Source organism: Achromobacter sp. Root83, assembly GCF_001428845.1.
Classification (GTDB): domain Bacteria; phylum Pseudomonadota; class Gammaproteobacteria; order Burkholderiales; family Burkholderiaceae_B; genus Achromobacter.
In genome coordinates, this window is the sequence record NZ_LMIU01000026.1 from 143886 (window position 1) to 160677 (window position 16792).

17 protein-coding genes are annotated in these 16792 nt (G+C 65.5%); 9 read left to right on the plus strand and 8 right to left on the minus strand.

Translation table 11 applies throughout. The features are described from left to right. Positions 1 to 15: 15 nt before the first annotated feature. Together ASE30_RS26065 and ASE30_RS26070 are read right to left on the minus strand one after the other, a co-directional pair. Entirely contained in the window at positions 16 to 342 is a 327-nt protein-coding gene (locus ASE30_RS26065; RefSeq protein WP_156407778.1) for a hypothetical protein, read from the minus strand. Continuing rightward, a complete protein-coding gene (locus tag ASE30_RS26070; protein ID WP_057287180.1) occupies positions 326 to 601 on the minus strand; it encodes a hypothetical protein in 276 nt (91 codons plus the stop codon). Before ASE30_RS26070 ends, ASE30_RS26065 begins: the two co-directional genes overlap by 17 nt. A 711-nt stretch (positions 602 to 1312) precedes the next feature. On the opposite strand from ASE30_RS26070, the gene ASE30_RS26085 reads away from it, so the two are divergent. The 4 genes from ASE30_RS26085 (at position 1313) to ASE30_RS26100 (ending at position 6426) form a co-directional block, all read left to right on the plus strand. Further along, positions 1313 to 3142 carry a hybrid sensor histidine kinase/response regulator gene (locus tag ASE30_RS26085; RefSeq protein WP_057287182.1) on the plus strand — a complete coding sequence of 610 codons (1830 nt, stop codon included), beginning with the start codon at positions 1313 to 1315 and terminating at the stop codon, positions 3140 to 3142. Then, positions 3139 to 3780, plus strand: coding sequence for a response regulator transcription factor (locus ASE30_RS26090; RefSeq protein WP_057287183.1), 642 nt, complete (start codon positions 3139 to 3141; stop codon positions 3778 to 3780). Before ASE30_RS26085 ends, ASE30_RS26090 begins: the two co-directional genes overlap by 4 nt. Positions 3781 to 3926: 146 nt before the next feature. Further along, positions 3927 to 4970 carry a patatin-like phospholipase family protein gene (locus ASE30_RS26095; RefSeq protein ID WP_057287184.1) on the plus strand — a complete coding sequence of 348 codons (1044 nt, stop codon included), beginning with the start codon at positions 3927 to 3929 and terminating at the stop codon, positions 4968 to 4970. 4 nt (positions 4971 to 4974) lie between these two features. Beyond that, positions 4975 to 6426, plus strand: a complete 1452-nt coding sequence (locus ASE30_RS26100; RefSeq protein WP_057287185.1) for a GntP family permease — start codon at positions 4975 to 4977, stop codon at positions 6424 to 6426. A 13-nt stretch (positions 6427 to 6439) separates the two neighbouring features. Here the strand turns inward: ASE30_RS26100 and ASE30_RS26105 are convergent, their stop codons facing one another. Next, positions 6440 to 6730, minus strand: coding sequence for a ClpX C4-type zinc finger protein (locus ASE30_RS26105; RefSeq protein ID WP_057287186.1), 291 nt, complete (start codon positions 6728 to 6730; stop codon positions 6440 to 6442). Between the two features lie 315 nt (positions 6731 to 7045). Beyond that, positions 7046 to 7486: a Fur family transcriptional regulator gene (locus ASE30_RS26110; RefSeq protein ID WP_057287187.1), complete on the minus strand. Its 441-nt coding sequence runs from the start codon at positions 7484 to 7486 to the stop codon at positions 7046 to 7048. Positions 7487 to 7625: 139 nt separating this feature from the next. Between ASE30_RS26110 and ASE30_RS29995 the strand changes: the two genes are divergently transcribed. Continuing rightward, the gene (locus ASE30_RS29995) at positions 7626 to 7769 is read left to right on the plus strand and encodes a hypothetical protein (RefSeq protein WP_369819379.1); all 144 of its coding nucleotides are present in this window, start codon (positions 7626 to 7628) and stop codon (positions 7767 to 7769) included. Positions 7770 to 7781: 12 nt separating this feature from the next. Then, entirely contained in the window at positions 7782 to 7949 is a 168-nt protein-coding gene (locus ASE30_RS30000; protein ID WP_369819380.1) for a helix-turn-helix domain-containing protein, read from the plus strand. Positions 7950 to 7977: 28 nt separating this feature from the next. Here the strand turns inward: ASE30_RS30000 and ASE30_RS26120 are convergent, their stop codons facing one another. Next, positions 7978 to 8439, minus strand: a complete 462-nt coding sequence (locus ASE30_RS26120; protein WP_057287188.1) for a YkgJ family cysteine cluster protein — start codon at positions 8437 to 8439, stop codon at positions 7978 to 7980. 216 nt (positions 8440 to 8655) lie between these two features. On the opposite strand from ASE30_RS26120, the gene ASE30_RS26125 reads away from it, so the two are divergent. Continuing rightward, positions 8656 to 9303: a DNA-3-methyladenine glycosylase I gene (locus ASE30_RS26125; protein WP_057287189.1), complete on the plus strand. Its 648-nt coding sequence runs from the start codon at positions 8656 to 8658 to the stop codon at positions 9301 to 9303. On the opposite strand, the gene ASE30_RS26130 is transcribed toward ASE30_RS26125, so the two are convergent. Further along, positions 9243 to 11165 (minus strand): LTA synthase family protein, encoded by a 1923-nt coding sequence (locus ASE30_RS26130; RefSeq protein ID WP_057287190.1) that lies wholly within the window; start codon positions 11163 to 11165, stop codon positions 9243 to 9245. The genes ASE30_RS26125 and ASE30_RS26130 overlap by 61 nt on opposite strands. Positions 11166 to 11515: 350 nt before the next feature. On the opposite strand from ASE30_RS26130, the gene ASE30_RS26135 reads away from it, so the two are divergent. Further along, complete coding sequence (locus ASE30_RS26135) at positions 11516 to 13591, plus strand: AsmA family protein (RefSeq protein WP_057287191.1); 2076 nt, start codon at positions 11516 to 11518, stop codon at positions 13589 to 13591. 4 nt (positions 13592 to 13595) lie between these two features. Here the strand turns inward: ASE30_RS26135 and ASE30_RS26140 are convergent, their stop codons facing one another. Both ASE30_RS26140 and ASE30_RS26145 read right to left on the minus strand, forming a co-directional pair. Continuing rightward, positions 13596 to 15179, minus strand: coding sequence for a diguanylate cyclase (locus tag ASE30_RS26140; protein ID WP_057287243.1), 1584 nt, complete (start codon positions 15177 to 15179; stop codon positions 13596 to 13598). 11 nt (positions 15180 to 15190) lie between these two features. Then, positions 15191 to 15841: a TetR/AcrR family transcriptional regulator gene (locus ASE30_RS26145; protein WP_057287192.1), complete on the minus strand. Its 651-nt coding sequence runs from the start codon at positions 15839 to 15841 to the stop codon at positions 15191 to 15193. Positions 15842 to 15957: 116 nt separating this feature from the next. Here ASE30_RS26145 and ASE30_RS26150 point away from each other — a divergent pair, with 116 nt between their 5' ends. Continuing rightward, positions 15958 to 16704 carry an SDR family NAD(P)-dependent oxidoreductase gene (locus ASE30_RS26150; protein WP_057287193.1) on the plus strand — a complete coding sequence of 249 codons (747 nt, stop codon included), beginning with the start codon at positions 15958 to 15960 and terminating at the stop codon, positions 16702 to 16704. The last annotated feature ends 88 nt before the right edge of the window (positions 16705 to 16792 follow it).

Sequence of the window (16792 nt, forward strand, 5' to 3'; positions counted from 1 at the left end):
GGGGGATCCTAAGAGTTACTTGAAAGTCCGGGGCATCACGCCCTGCCGCTCAAGTTCGTGGTGGACGGCGCGCAGCTCGGCCGGGGAACTCTGTCGCCTGGCGAGCAGCAACAGTTCGAGGAGGATGGGGAGCAGCGAACCGTCGGACTGCCCGGTCGGGGCGTTATCCAGCAGCGTTAGGCGCAGCTGCGAAACATGTTCGGCGACCTGGTCGTCGACTTCGAGCCGATCCCGGAGGTACGCGGAAAGCGTCATGCCGCGATCTGCAGCAGCTTGCTCGTAACGCCGGCGGGCGGCATCGGACAGACGGAATGTAATTGGGCGCTCAAGCAGGGAGCGCATGAAGCCGCGCCTCCTCCACCACGATGTGGCCCATGGCCTCAGCGAACGCCTGCTTGAACGCGTCCCGCCGGATTCTGCGTTCGAGGGGCGAATCTGCTTTGCCACGGCAATGTTCGATAAATCGGTGGTCGCGGTACTGGGCGGGACTCATCTCGGGAGCCGCTTCAAACCAAGTACGAGCGGCGTGGCGTGCATCGCGCGCCGTGGATGGAAATTCAAAAGCGGCGCCGGAGGGGTAGGCCGCGGACGACTGAACCATATAGATCCTCTGCGAATGACGTGCGCACCTCGGCCTGCCGCCCTGGGCGACATACGCGAGCTGCGGTTTAGCTATCTATCCAGCGTGGCTGGGGATGTGCCTCAAATGAGCGGCTAGGGCTGCTGGCGCATATGTCGGCGCGCCAGAGAGGTGAAGTCCAACTAGGTCGGCCCGCCAGCGGGCTTTGACCAAATCTTGACCGCAATCACTAAAAAAGACCGCAAAACCCTGCGAATCACTGATTGAATGTCCAGTGGCTAAGGGGTGGCTATCGTTGCAAGTCTTTGATTGAAAAGACATTCTGACTTGCAGGGATTTGCAGATCGGCGGACTTTTAATCCGTTGGTCGCGAGTTCGAGTCTCGCACAACCCACCACCCCCTGCCTTTTTACGAAGGCAGAAGAGAATCAAGCACCTGCGAGTGATCGCGGTGCTTTTTTTTCGTCTGTAGGGGCGAGGAGGGGGTGATCGACTGCGCGATCAACCGCGCGATCAACTGCGCGATCAACCGCGCGATCAACTGCGCGATCAGGCGTGCGGTGGCTGCGCGATGCACAAGCTGGCGCAAACAAGCCCGCGCAATCAAGCTTACGCAAACAGCGCGGTCTTGGGGCCATCCGCCAGATTGACGCGCAATGCGTCTAAAATCCGCGGGCGTGTCGAACCGGACTTCTGTCTTTTGCTGGCCTCTCTGCCGAGCATCCCTTTATAGTGCAGCCCTCTATCGGCCCCTCTTCCGCCTTTACGCCTCCAGGCTCGTCCTACGCCGCCCGCATCCGCCAAGTGCAGGTCGATGCGTTGCGCCGGAGCTTTCCATTTGCGCTGGCGGGATCGCTGATCACCGCCTGCTTTTCGGTCTTCGCGTTGCTCGACGTGCTGCCCCGGCACGAAATACTGCTGTGGATCACCGCGACGCTGGTGGTTGGCGGCTTGCGGCTGGCCGCCATGATCGCGTACGACCGCCGCGGCAACGATCCGTCGGCAGCCCGGCGCTGGGTGCGCCGCATGCTGGCCGGCAACCTGTGTTCGGGGATTCTGTGGGGACTGCCGTTCGCTTACTGGACGTTTGTCGTCCCGCTGGAATACCAGCTGTTCTTCATCGTCATTCTGTTCGGGCTGGGCACGGGCGCGATCTACTCGAATTACATGATGCTGCCGGTGATGTACGCGTTCGAAATTCCGGCTTTCGCGCCGATGTTCATTGCGCTGGCGGCGCAGCCGTCCGCCATCCATCTGGCGCTGGTGACGAGCGGGCTCGCGTATCTGGTGGCGACCCTGGCCTTTATCCATCGCATGAACCGCACCCATCTGGGCGCATTGCGGCTGGGCTATGAGAACCTGGCGCTGCTGGACCAGGTGCGCCAGGAAAAGACCGCGGCCGAACGCAGCGACCTGGAAAAGTCCCGGTTCCTGGCGGCGGCCAGCCACGACCTGCGCCAGCCCGTGCATGCCGTGAATTTGTTCCTGGGCCTGCTGACGAACGAGCCTTTGTCGCGGCATGGGCGCTACCTGCTGGACAACATCGCAAGCGCGATGTCCGCGATGGGGCATCTGTTCGACGCCCTGCTGAACCTGTCGCGGCTGGACGCTGGCGTCATCGACCCCCGCTTTGAGACGTTCCGCATCAGGCCGCTGCTGGACCAGTTGCGGGCCGAGTACACCCCCCAAGCCAGCGAGAAAGGGATACGCCTGCGGGTGCGCGCCTGCCCGGCCACCGTCCGGTCGGACCCCGTGCTGCTGGAACGCATTATTCGCAATCTGATCAGCAACGCCATCATGCACACCGCCCGGGGCCGTGTCCTGATTGGTTGCCGCCGCATCGCCGACCGATTGCGCATCGAGGTCTGGGACAACGGCCCCGGCATTCCGAAGGCGGAGCAGGAACGGGTGTTTTGGGAGTTCCATCAACTGGGCAATCCCGAGCGCGACCGGAGCAAGGGACTGGGTCTGGGGCTGGCCATCGTGCGCCGCACCGTGCGGCTGCTGGGGCACGAACTGGCGTTGCGCTCCGAAGAAGGCCGGGGCACGGTCTTCACGCTGACGGTGCCTATCGCCGATTCCGAAGGCTCCAGCCTGACCGTCGGCCAGCCCGGTGTGGTATCGCACCCCGCGCCTGTGTCCGGCAGCGACCTGCGCGGCAAGCTCATGCTGCTGGTGGATGACGATGCGCAGAACCTGGCCGGCCTGTCGATGCTGTTCGAAAGCTGGGGCTGCCGCGTCATCGCCGCCACCAGCGGCAATGCCCTGTTCGAGCGCGTGCTTCCGCTGGCCGAGCGCCCCGCGCTGATCGTCAGCGACTACCGGCTGCGCGAGCACGAGACCGGCATCCATGTGATTGAAAGACTGCGAGAGGAATATAACGACCCGGACCTGCCCGCCTTGCTGGTCAGCGGCGATACCGACCCGGCGCGGCTGGCGGAGGCCGCCGCTCGCGGCGTGCCGCTGCTGCACAAGCCCGTGCAGGTTCAGGCCCTGCGCGACCGGGTGGCGGCCTTGTTGCACGAGAACCGCGCCCAGCCCCTCACCGGAGACGCCGAATGACGGCAGTGCTTTTGATAGATGATCACGCCATGTTCCGCGAAGCGCTGGTCATGGCCATGGACTATTCGGTTCCGGGCCTGACGATCCATCCGGCGGCAAGCGGCCACGAGGCGCTTGACGTGCTTGACCGGCACTCGGCGATTCAGAACGTCATCATGGACTTCTACCTGCCCGACATGGCGGGGGCCGACCTGCTCAAGCGCTTGCGCCAGCGCCGCGCGCGATTGCGGATTCTTGTGCTGTCCGCGTCCGAAGATCCCGAGGACGAGCGCCGCGCGATGGACGCCGGCGCGCAGGGCTTCCTGAACAAGTCCGCCAGTTGCCAGGAACTGGCCGCCGCGTTGCAAGCCATCAACGACGCGCCGCTCTTGTCCGGCCGCAGCGGGGCCGCGGCCACGCTGCCCGCGGGGGCCCAGGACGAAGCCGCGTTGTTGCGGGCGCTGACGCCGCGCCAGCTCGAGGTGCTGCGCCTGATGTGCGACGGACTGCGCAACAAGGAAATATCGGAACAGTTGAGCATGACGGAGAAGACCGTCAAGACGCATGTATCGGCCATCTTGGGCACCCTGGGTGTGCTCAACCGTACGCAGGCGACGCTTGTGGCGCGCCGAGGCGGCGTGTTCGGGAAGCCGGTCTAGCGCTCCCGGCAGGGGACGGAAAACCACTTTCGTTTTCAGATGGCATCGCGTATAACGGTCTCACGATATGTGCACCGCAGCATGGTTCATGTCGCAGCCTTTTACGATCGCAAGCGCACCCCTGCATCCCTGCAAGGAGTTCCACTGTGGCCCGATCCAAAACGTCAGCGAGTTCCCGCGATCCCCTGTTGATCGATCTTGCCTTGCAAGGCGGAGGCGCGCACGGCGCCTTCACCTGGGGCGTGCTGGACCGCCTGCTGGAAGAGCCTTGGCTGGGGATAGACGGCATCTCGGGCACCTCCGCCGGCGCGATGAATGCGGCCGTGCTGGTGTTGGGGCATGCTCGCGGCGGATCCGAGGGCGCGCGCGCCGCGCTCGAGGATTTCTGGCGGCGCGTATCGCAGGCCGCCGCCTTCAGCCCGTTTCGCCGCAGCCCGTTCGATGTGCTGATGGGCTCGTGGTCGCTGGACAACTCGCCGTTGTTTGTCGCCTTCGATCTGGCGTCGCGCGTGTTCTCCCCCTATGACCTGCACGCATCGGGCTTCAATCCGCTTTCCGACATCCTCAAGGAAGCCATCGATTTCGATGAGCTCGCCAAAGCGCCCATTCATCTGTTCATCACGGCGACCAACGCGCGCACGGGCCGCGGCCGTGTATTCAAGAATGCCGATGTGACCGCCGACGTCCTGCTGGCGTCGGCCTGCCTGCCCACGATGTTCCGCGCGGTGATGATCGAAGGCGATCCCTATTGGGACGGCGGCTACAGCGGCAATCCGACCATCACGCCGCTCGTGCGGGAATGCAAATCGCGCGACACCATTCTGGTGCAGATCAACCCCGTCGAAAGGCCCGGCATCCCCAGCAGCGCCCGCGAAATCCTCAACCGCCTGAATGAAGTGACCTTCAACGCGCCGTTGCTCAAGGAACTGCGCATGATCGCGCTGCTGCGCCAGGTGGCCGATCCCGGCAACGGCGAGGGCGCGATGTGGGCGGACATGCGCATTCACCGGGTATCGTCGGACAAGATGGTGGAGTTGGGCTATTCGTCCAAGCTCAACGCCGAATGGCCGTTCCTGTGCATGCTGCGCGACGAAGGCAGAAAGGCGGCGGACGGCTTTCTTGCGGCGCATGGCCACGACCTGGGCAAGCGCTCGACCCTCGACATCGACGAAATGCTGGGCGAGGTCTGACATCATGGGCCTCTTTGGAATTCTGCTTGCGCTGGTATTGCTGATCTGGCTGGCTTATCGCGGCTGGAGTATCTTGCTGCTGGCACCCGCAGCCGCAATGGTGACCGCCGCCGCATCGGGAGAACCGTTGCTGGCGCATTGGACGCAGACGTTCATGGGTGGCGCGGCCGGCTTCGTCGCGCAGTTTTTCCCCTTGTTCCTGTTGGGCGCCTTGTTTGGCAAGCTGATGGACGACAGCGGCTCCGTGACGGCGATCGCCAACTTCATGACGCGCAAGCTCGGCGCCAAGCGCGCCATCCTGGCGGTGGTGTTGGCGGGAGCCATCGTGACCTACGGCGGCGTCAGCCTGTTCGTGGCCTTTTTCGTGCTGGCGCCCATGGCGCACGCCTTGTTCAAGGCGGCTGGCATTCCGGTGCGCCTGATGCCCGCGGCCATCCTGCTCGGCACGTCCACCTTCACGATGTCCGCCTTGCCCGGCACGCCTGCCGTCCAGAACGCCATCCCGATGCCGTTCTTTTCGACCACGCCGTTCGCCGCGCCGGGCCTGGGGATCATCGCCAGCGCCATCATGCTGGGGTTTGGCTTGTGGTGGCTGACTCGCGCCGAAACGTCGGCGCGGCGCGCGGGGGAGGGCTATGTGGCGCCGGCCGGCATGGATGCCGACGTGTCCGAGGACGTGGTGGTCCGCGAGCGCGCAACCGTGGCGCGCGAGTTCGACCCCGCCGAGATCCATCACGGCCAGCGCAGCGACGGCGCACCATCGACGCTGACGGCGGCCATTCCGCTGGTGGTCGTCATTCTTGTGAATCTGCTCATGACGCTGCTGGTCCTGCCGCGCATGGATACGGCGTGGCTGGCCGAGGCGCAATGGGGCGGCACCAGCCTGGCGGCCGTCGGCGGCGTGTGGTCGGTGATTGCCGCGCTGCTCGCCGCCATCGCGGTGCTGGTGGCGTTGAATTTCCGCCGCCTGCCGTCGCTGCGCGACACCATGGACGCCGGCGTAAACGCGTCTGCCCTGCCTTTGCTGAGCGTCGCGAGCCTGGTGGGCTTTGGCGCGGTGGTCGCGTCGCTTCCCTCTTTTGCGCTGGTGCGCGATTGGGTGCTGTCCATCGAGGGCGGGCCGCTGGTGTCGCTGGCCGTGGCCACCAATGTGCTGGCGGCCTTGACCGGTTCGGCGTCCGGCGGGTTGACCATCGCCTTGCAGTCGCTGGCAAGCACCTACATGGAACTGGCGCACACCCTGGGGATCGATCCCGCGCTGATGCACCGCGTCTCGGTGATCGGCGCCGGCACGCTGGACAGCCTGCCGCATAACGGAGCGGTGGTGACGCTGCTGGCCGTCTGCGGCTCGACGCATCGGGACGGCTATATGAACATTGTGGTGGTGGGCATCATTGGGCCCATCATCGCGCTGGCCGCGGTCATCGCGCTGGGCGGCGCGCTGGGCTCGTTCTGACGGGAAACGCCGATCAGGACAGGGCGCGCGCCGGGAGCGCCGCCGACAGCTCGTTCAGGCTCAGGCCACAGCACCGGGCGCGTTCGGCCAGCATTTCGCTCTGTTCCAGGGCGCGCCGGCTTTCTTCCAGCAGCACGTCGAGCTGCTCTTGCGGGGTCGACGCCATGGCCCAGGCCCGTTCGGCGAACAGGGCCGAAAAGTGGTCCACGCAGGTATTGCAGATGGCCGCGCCGTTCTTTTCAAGCAGCGCCGCGCCCTGAGCAAGCGTCGATTGGCAAAACATGCAGGCAAGGGCGTGGTTCATGGGGCTGGCGGCGGATTCAAGGGTGCGTAGAGGGGCGCGTGGATGACGGCGCCTGTCATGAACAACGGCGCGGCGCGCCAACTCTTAAATCGGACTGGTGTACATCCGCGCCGCGACGGGCCTGGATCGCCCGCGCCGCCCGCCTAGTCGACGATGAAGCATGTCGGGCACCACCAGGACGAAGGTCCGAGGATTGTCCACCAGCATTTCCATTTCCCCGGATCCAGCTTGCCGAGTAGCCTTTCGGCGCGCCGCCATGCTTGGCCGTCACGATGGGGAACTGGGACAGGTCGTGGAAGAAAAAACGGTCGTGGTTCATTCGAATGCTCCAAGAGGGGAGACGGGCGCGTCCTTGGCGCAGCCGCAGCCGCCGTAGAGCACCAGGCTGTAGGAGTCCAGCTCGAAGCCGCAGCGTTTGGCGATCTTCCTGACCAGTTGCGCCATGGCGGCATCGCTGGATTCCTGGATCTGTCCGCAGCGCGTGCACACCAGGTGGTCGTGGTGCCCTTTGTCGTTGAGCTCGAACACGGTGGTGTGCGTATCGAGCTGGGTCCGTTTGAGCAGGCCGGCGTGCTCGAGTTGCGTGATCACGCGATACACGGTGGCCAGGCCGATGCTGCTCCGGTCCGAAACGAGGCTGCGATGGATATCCGCCGCGCTCATGTGCTGGTCGGCCTGCTGATAGAAGATGTCCAGGATCTTCAAACGCGGGAAAGTGGCCTTGATGCCGGCGTCGCGCAGCTTGGTGTGGTCCATGAAATTTCTCCGTACGGGGCTGATGCCCCATTGATGAGAATGATGTCCATTTTCAACTGGACCCGCTAACGGGAACCCGTCAACCTGTATCGCAAACCTGCCAACCATGCTTCACGTGGCCGTTGCCCCTGTGATGCCCATGCCAACCGATCCGTGTCTGCAGGATCTTGCCCACACGCTGCTGGACACCCCGGACGACACCGCGGGCATCGATGAGTGGGCGCAAGGATTGAATATGTCGTCGCGCGCCCTGATGCGCCGGTTTCGCCAGGAAACGGCGTGAACCTAGGGGGGAGTGCGTCAGCGGGCCCGCCTGTTGCGGGCGCTGGAAATGCTAAGCCGTGGCGGCTCAGTGACCGAAGCGGTGCTGTCGGTGGGCTACGAACGCACCTGCGCGTTCATCGGAAGCTTTCGCGCGGCCTTCGGCATAACTCCCACCCGCTATCTGGCGGGCCGCGCCTAGCAGGGAGCGCGCCGCACGCCGCCGCGCGTCAGGCCGCGGCCGGCTGGTCGGGATGCATGGGGCCCTGCGGGTCGTTCTCGGCATCGGGCCGGGGCGGCACGGCGGGCAGGCCCAGTCCCAGGCGCAGCCGCTGGCAGTCGGGATTAGGCGAACCGTCGGGCATCCAGATGTCGAATTCGCGACAGGGAGTGGGGCGGTTTTCGTAGATGGCGCAGTGGATGCCGGGCTGGCCCAGTTCGCCGCGCAGCGAGATGCAGCGCCCGCCGCCCATTTCCGTGCCCTTCATGCAGGCTCGCAACGGGCTCATCTGGGTGACGAGGTCCAGGGGCACGTGCCCGCCGTTTTCCCCCGCCAGTTCGCCGCAGTAGAACGACACCCTGAAATGCGAACAGCATGCCCCGCAGTCCAGGCAGGGATTGGCGGCCGGGTCGTCGCCGGCCAGGACGGCGGGCGATACGAAGGTAAGAAGGGAAGTTTCTAGCAGGGACATGAGGCGGAAGTCCGTAAGCCTGTCCGCTCCCCGCAATGGCGCAAACCGGGCCTGGGTCCGGCAGCCCGCCGTGCTGATCCGGGGCGCGCGCGGTCAGGGCCGGCGCGGGATCAAGGCCGGAAATATTAGCTGGATTTGAACCGCGGCTGCTACGACTTTTTTCAGGGACGTTGCTGGAGTAGCATCGGTAACCCGATAGCCGCCAGGAGCCTTTCCTTGAATGCCAGAACCGATTTCCCCGATGGCCTTGCCCGCTGCGGCTGGGTGGATACCTCCGCCGAATACATGGCGTACCACGATGCCGAATGGGGATGCCCCGTCAGCGACGACCGCGCGCTGTTCGAGCAGCTCTGCCTGGAAGGTTTTCAATCGGGCCTGAGCTGGCGCACCATCCTGTCCAAGCGCGAGGCCTTCCGCCGGGGCTTTGCCAACTTCGAGCCCGCCAAGGTGGCCCGTTACGGCGAAAAGGAAGTCACGGCGCTATTGGCCGATGCGGGCATCGTGCGCCACCGGGGCAAGATCGAAGCCATGATCAACAATGCCGCCCGCGCGCTGGAAATGATCGAGCGCGAGGGGTCGCTGGCGGCGTACTTCTGGCGTTTCGAGGCGCCGCCGGGGGCGCCGTCCACCTATGGCGCTTCGACCTCCGAACACTCCGAAGCCTTGTCCAAGGCGCTGAAGAAGCTGGGCTGGAAGTTTGTCGGGCCCACCACGGTCTACGCCTTCATGCAGGCCGTGGGCATGGTCAACGATCACAGCCCTGATTGCCATTGCCACCCCATCAGCGAAAAAAAGCGCCTGCTTCATGCGGCGGGGCGGTCTTCCGCGGCAGTCAGCACGGGCGCGGGCCCTGGCAGGCAATAGCGGCCTTCCCGGTAGGCCCAACTGGGCCACAGCGCATGGGCAAGCGCCTCGGTGGCCAGGCCGGCGTCGAGCGGCACGGGCACGTAATCCTCCGGCGCGGTGTAGCGGTATTGCACCGGCGTCTTGTTGGGCGCCAGCACGAGCAGATCGTTTTCCTTCAGATAGCCGTAGGTATTGTCGTACTGCATGATGGCCCGGCCGGGCGTGCTGCGCGTCAGGTCGTGCCCGATCATCGGATGTTCGGTATCCACCCCGATCAGCGACAGCAGGGTCGGGGGCAGATCGATCTGGCTGATGAGGCGGTCGTCGCGCCGCGCCGCAACGCCGGCGCCCAGGATCACGGCGGGAATATGGAAGTGGCGCACCGGCACCAGGCTGGCGCCGAACACGCGGGAATCGTGGTCGGCCGCCACCAGGAAGACGGTGTTTTCCCAGTAGGGCGAGGCCTTGGCGCGTTCGAAGAACCGGCCCAGGGCCCAGTCCGCGTAACGCACGGTGTTCTCCACCGTGGCGGGGTTGCCGTCGGTCTGGATGCGGCCCGCCGGATACTCCCAGGGGGAGTGGTTGGACACGCTGAAGGCCAGCGTGAAGGTGGGCTGGTCGCCGTCTTCGCGCAGCAGGCGGTCCAACTGGTTGAACATGTCTTCGTCCGATGCGCCCCAGGTGCCGACGAAAGCCGGATCGACGAAGTCGGCGCGGTCCACGATCTGCTTGAAACCGTTGCCCAGGAAGAAGCCCTTCATGTTGTCGAAGTGCGACTCTCCGCCGTAGATGAAGCGCGAATGGTAACCATGGCGGCCCAGCAGGTCCGCCAGCGAAAAGAAACCGCGCTGCGACCGGGGCAGCTTCAGCACCGCTTGCGCGGGGGTCGGCAGAAAGCCGGTGACCACGGCCTCCAGGCCCCGCACCGAGCGGGTGCCGGTGGCGTACGCGCGCGTGAAGTTCCAGGCCTCGCGGGCCAGCGCGTCCAGTTCAGGCGTCAGGTCGGCGCCGCCCAGGCCGGCGCTGTACTGCGCGCCCAGGCTTTCTTCCAGGATGATCACCAGATTGAGCGGGCGCGGCGTCTTGCGCGTCGCCGGCTGGCGATGCAGGCTGGGGTATTGCGGGTCGGCGGGCGGATTGGGCAGGCCGGACCGGGCCAGCACCAGGTCGTGCATCTTGTCGTCGTCCATGCCGCCGTACACCGCGGACGCCGATTTTTCATTCTTCATGCTGTAGACCGCATAGAAGACGTTGTAGAGCGAATTCAGCGCCAGCGTATTGAGCATGCCATCCGAGGAATAGGCGACCGTGGACGGGTTGATGGGACGGTGGCCCAGCGTGCCCCGGATGGCCAGGATGACCACCGCCAGGATCGCCACGCTGGCGATGGGCATCTGCCACCAGCTCAATTGCGCATCGGGCCGCGCGTGGCCCAGCAGGGCGTAGGCGCCCCAGGCGATCAGCGCCAGGACACCCAACCCCCCCAGCAGCGCCGCCTTGTAGCCGCGCCAAAGCATGCCGGAGACTTCCCGGGGGTGCTTCAGATATTCGACAAACAGCCGGTTGGGACGGGAGTCGTATTCCACGATGAAGGGCGGCGTTGCGACTTCCATGAATGCCAGCAGCACGAACGCAGCCAGATACCAGGCGGCTGTCACGGAGGCGGCCGCGGGAAAGTGGCCCAACAGCGGCGACAGCACGGCGGGCAGCGCCGCCAGCACCGCGATCTGGTGCGCGTCGATGCGCAGCCCTCTGAGCAGCAGGGGGGCCAGGCCGCCGGCGTTGCGCACGCGCTGCCACTGCCATACGGCAAGCGCCAGGCGGCTGAGCGTCAGCAGCGCAAACGCCGCCAACACGAAAATCAAGGTCGAGTGCCGCATCGGGCCTCCAGGTTAAGTCTGCCATCCGCACCGGTCAGGGGGACGCGGAATCGTCATCCAGCCATTGGAGCCGCGTCGGCGTCGAATGTTCGATGAATGCGGGCATTTCGGCCATTTCCGGCCGCTCGGACTCATCTCGTTTTGTAACGGCGCATGCGGGGTCAGGCACGCTTCGTGCTGGCCAATCCGCCGGGTGCGCGTGTCGCACGGCGCCGTCCGGTCAGGCTGGCGCGGAAAGATCCGCACACATTATGGGGCCGGCAAGCCCAACCCGCGCGGCGCGCCGCGATACCCTTGGGCGATAGACCAAGATCGGCATCGCGCCGGCGGCAATACCAAGGATAGTAACCATGACGCGTACAAGAAAAATAGCGATCGGGATAGTCGGGGGCGTCGCCCTCCTGGTGGTGGTGCTGGCGGTGGCGCTGGCCACTTTTGACTGGAACCGCGCCAAGCCCATGATCAACGAACGGGCCAGCGCCGCCATCGGACGTCCCTTCGCCATCAACGGTGACCTGAGCGTGGAATGGACGCGCGAAACCGGCGAAGGCGGCTGGCGTGCTTGGGTGCCGTGGCCGCGCGTGATCGCCAACGATATTTCGGTGGGCAATGCGCCGTGGGCAAAGGCGCCTCATTTCGCGACCTTGAAGCGCGGCGAGTTCAGCATCGCGCTGCTGCCGCTGCTGCGCCAGCGTGTGGTGATCCGCCGGATTCAACTGACGGAACCGGCCGCGGACCTGGAGCGGCTGGCTGATGGCCGGGCCAATTGGGTGTTTACGCTGCCGGATACCGGTGAACCATCGCCCTGGGTGCTGGATATCAACGAGATCGGCTTCGACAAGGGGCGCGTGGGGCTGGTGGACGGGGTCCTCAAGGCGGACTTGACGGTAGTGGTGGATCCGCTGGGCAAGCCGGTGCCGTTCGCGGACGTGGCCGGAGCAGCCTTCGTGGCGGAAGACGGATCGGCTCCGGCGCCCCGTGATTATGTCTTTGGCTGGAAAGTGGACGGCAAGTACAAGGGACTTGTCACCAAGGGCGAAGGCAAGGTCGGGGGCATGCTTGCCCTGCAAGACGCCCGGCAGCCGTTTCCCTTGCAGGCCGACGTCGCCATCGGCGGCACGAAAGCCTCGGTCGCGGGCACCCTGACCGACCCGGTCAACCTGGGGGCGCTCGACCTGCGCCTGAAGCTATCCGGCGCGTCGATGTCCCAGCTTTATCCCTTGACCGGCGTGACCTTGCCGGATACGCCGCCGTACGCCACGGACGGGCATCTTGTGGCCAGGCTGCAGGATCCCGGCGGCGCCAAGTTCGAATACAAGGGCTTTAACGGCAAGGTCGGCGATAGCGACCTGCATGGCGATGTCAGTTTCGCGCTGGGGACGCCGCGGCCCAAGCTGAGCGGCAAGCTGTCTTCCAAGCTGTTGCGCATGGCGGATCTGGGGCCCTTGATCGGCGTCCCTTCCGGCGGATCGCCCGCGGCCGCGGACAAGTCCAAGGATGCGCCGGCCAAGGCCAAGGGCGGCAAGGTCCTGCCCACGCAAGCCTTCCGCACGGACCGGTGGCGCGACATGGATGCCGATGTCGCCCTGGACGCCGCCCGTATCATTCATGACAGCAAGCTGCCCCTGTCGGACCTGTCCGTGCATGTGGTGCTGCAGGACGGAAAGCTCACGCTGGATCCCCTGCGCTTTGGCATGGCCGGCGGGACCATGAACGCCACGGCGCGCCTGGATGGCTCCGCCGCGCAACTGACCGGCCGTGTCGAGATGCATGCGCGCCGCCTGAGGCTCAAGCAGCTTTTCCCGGCCACCGAGGCCATGCAGAAGACCCTGGGCGAACTGAACGGAGACCTGGCCGTGAGCGGCACGGGCAACTCGGTCGCCGCCTTGCTCGGCTCGGCGACGGGCGACGTGAAAATGCTGGTGAACGATGGCGTGATCAGCCGCAGCCTGATGGAGATCGCCGGGTTGAATGTCGGCAACTACGTCGTCTCCAAGCTGTTCGGCGATGACGAGGTGAAGATCAATTGCGGCGCGGCGGACCTTGAGATGAAACGCGGCGTGATGACGCCGCGCGTGTTTGTCTTCGATACCGAAAATGCGCTGATCACCATCACCGGCTCGGCCGATTTCAAGAACGAGACGATCGACATGGACATCACGCCCGACAGCAAGGGCTTCCGCATCTTTTCGCTACGGTCGCCGCTGTATGTCCGCGGCACCTTCGGTTCTCCCGACGTGGGCGTGCATGTGGGGCCGCTGGCTGCGCGAGGCGCGGGCATGGTCGCCCTGGGCGTGCTGCTGACGCCGGCCGCCGGGCTGCTGGCGCTGATCGCGCCCAGCACCACCGACGAAAATGCGTGCGGCCCGTTGCTGGAGCAGATGCGCAAGCCTCCCAAGGCGCCGGCCCCGCCCAAGGGGAAGTGAAGGTTCAGGGCGTGGACACCAGCCGCGAGCCTTCCTTGGCGGCGTCGTCCGCCACGCAGACGGCGTCGCGGCCGTGGTTCTTGGCGTAATAGAGCGTCTGGTCCGCGCGCTTGAAGACCGCCTCCAGGGTTGCGCCATGCTCGGGGTAATGCGCCACTCCCGCCGAGATGGTGATGGGCGCGGGGGCCTCCCGCGCGGCCAGGCGATTGCGCAGCCGCTGCGCAATCGCGATGGCCGCCGCCATTGACGCGCCGGGCAGCAGCATGACGAATTCTTCACCGCCCGCGCGAGCCAGCGTATCGCCGCTGCGCGAGCCTTCGCGCATGATGTTCGCCAGCGCCTGCAGGGCCTGGTCGCCCGCGGCATGGCCGTAGCGGTCGTTGATGCTCTTGAAATGGTCGATGTCGATGGCCACCACAGCGGCGGGCGCCGATTCTGCCTGCAGGAGCGCCAGCGCTTCGTCCAGGCCGCGCCGGTTCAGCAGCCCGGTCAAGGTATCCGTCGTGGTCTCGCGGCGCAGGTCGCTGAGCTTGTGGTGTATCAATGACAGCCCGATCAGCAGCGCGCGCTTGAGTTGGGCGGCTTCGAAATACCAGGAGCGCACGTCGCGGATGCGGTCGACCGAATCAGGATCCTGTATGCGCTCGGCGATGCCCGCCATCTCGCCGAGCGGCCGCGCGATCCAGCGCGACAACAGCCAGATCAATGCCACCGAGAGCAGAAGCAGGGGCAGGGTGTTGCGGGCGGTGGCCATGAGCAGGTCGCCCAAGGGCCGCAGGGTGCTGGCGACCGGGCGCTGCGCGATGATGCTCCAGCCGGTGCTGGGCACGGGCGCGTAGCCTGCAAGCATGTCGCGGCCCTGGTCGTCGATGAAGCGCCTTTGGCCGGTCTCGCCGCGTCGCGCCGACGCGAAGACATCGTTGTCGGGCGCGGTCTTGCCGAGCTGGCTGCGGTCGGGGTGATAGATCAGCGTGCCCTTGCGGTCCACGACATAGAGAAAGGAGTCGTCACGGTAGAAATGCTGGGCGAGCAGACGGTCCAGCATATTGTCTTCGTGCAGATAGAGCGAACCGGCGATGAATCCCAGATAGCGGTAGTCTCGCGAAAAAATCGGTTGCGTGTAGAGGATCTGCCAGCGGCCGTTGCGGGCCTGGAAGGGTTCGCTGATCGTTGGCCGCCGGGCCGTCAGCGCCTCGTTGACGGCGTCGCTGATCAGTTGCTGTCCCAGCAACTGCGGGTACGAAGACGACACCGCCAGCACCTTGCCTTGCGGCGATGCCACGAAGCTGGAATTGAAATGGCCAAGTTGCTGCTCCTGCCGCCGCGTTTCGTCGGCCATCTGCCCGGGGTTCGCTTCCATGTCGGCCAGCATATCGGCGCTGTAGGAAAGATAGCGCCGGATATCGTTCAGGAGGGCGTCGGTGGTGACGGCAAGCTTGGACGCATAGATGCGGTTCGCCTCGAGCGCGTTGTGCAGGAGCAGGGCGCGCTGCACCAGGTAGCTGGCATGCAGGCCGCCAGCCAGGACCAGGATGACCGACAGCAGACTGATCCACAGGATGAGGCGCCGTAGGTCGATGCGAAACATGGGGGCATCCGTCAGGAGCGGGCGCGGCCGGGAGGTGCGCCGGATGATGGCGGCGGGCTGTCCGCGGTCAGGGCGTCCCATGCGCACATCGCCTGCCGCGCCACGGCTTGCAAGGTCTTGCGGGTGGCCCCGTCGCGGGCCTGGATCGACATGCCGTGCAGCACGGTCGCATAAAACGCGGCAAGGCTTTTGAGGTCGGCGCCGGCGGGCAGTTCGCCTTGCGAGGCGCCCGCGTGCAGACGGGCGAGAATGCGGCTTTGCATTTCCCGGCGGTGGTCCCCGAGAAAATCGCCCACGCTGGCGTGGTTCACGCTGCCGGCCGGAGCGCCCAACACGATCATGCAGCCGGGCGGCGCACCGGGCGCCGTGAAGCGTTCGGCGGACGCAAGCAGCATGGCCTGGATGGCATCGCGCGCGGAGGGCCCCGCCAACAGCGCGCGTCTTGCCGAGCCGCCTTCGGTGTCGCGGTAGAGCTCGACGGCTTCGCGGAACAGGCTTTCCTTCGAGCCGAAGGCGCCATAGAGACTGGGCGAGTTGATGCCCATCGCCACCGTCAGATCGGTTAGCGATGCTCCTTCATATCCCTTCGACCAGAAGACTTCCATGGCCTTTTGCAAGGCCTGGGCCCGGTCGAAGCTCCGGGGGCGCCCACGTTCTGCCATAAACGCGATTTTAAACTCGGGGCGTATTTTGTGTTGATCGATAAAAAATAGATTGACGATCCCACCGAAAGACGGCGATCATATTTGTAATGATCACTACAAATTAAGGACGAACAATGCGGAACCTGACTGGAAAAGTGGCTTTCGTGACGGGCGGAAGCCGTGGCATCGGCGCGGCCATCGTGCGCCGCCTCGCTGCCGAGGGCGCGGACGTGGCCTTTACCTATGTGAGCGCGTCGTCCGCGGCCGGCGCGCAGGCGCTGGCGCAAGACCTGGCTGCGCAGGGGCGCCGGGCGCGCGCCATTCAGGCCGATTCCGCGGATGCGCAAGCGGTCAAGCGGGCGGTTGAAGAGGCGATCGCCGAACTCGGCCCGGTGGATATCCTGGTCAACAATGCCGGCATATTCCTGGCCGGCCCCATCGGCGAAGCGACTCTGCAGGACTACGAGCGGACGATGGACATCAATGTGCGTGCGCCTTTCGTCGCCATCCAGGCGGCACAGGCCGCCATGCCGGATGGCGGCCGCATCATCAACATCGGCAGTTGCCTCGCGGCCCGTGCCGGCCGCGCGGGCGTGGCGCTTTATGCTGCGAGCAAGTCCGCGCTGGTGGGGTTGACTCAAGGCCTGGCGCGCGACCTGGGCGCGCGCGGCATCACCGCGAACGTGGTGCACCCCGGCCCGATCGATACCGACATGAATCCTGCCGCCGGCGATAGCGCGCCCGATCTGGTGGCGGTGCTGTCGCTGCCGCACTATGGAGAAACACGCGACATCGCCGGCATGGTGGCGTTTCTGGCGGGTCCGGACGGACGCTACGTCACCGGCGCAAGTCTCGCGGTGGACGGCGGATACGCGGCCTGATGCGGCGCGCTTCAAAAGTATTTGCGGGCCGACTTGCACAAACCAAAAAAGCTACATATAATCTTCCTTCTTCGCAGTACACACATCA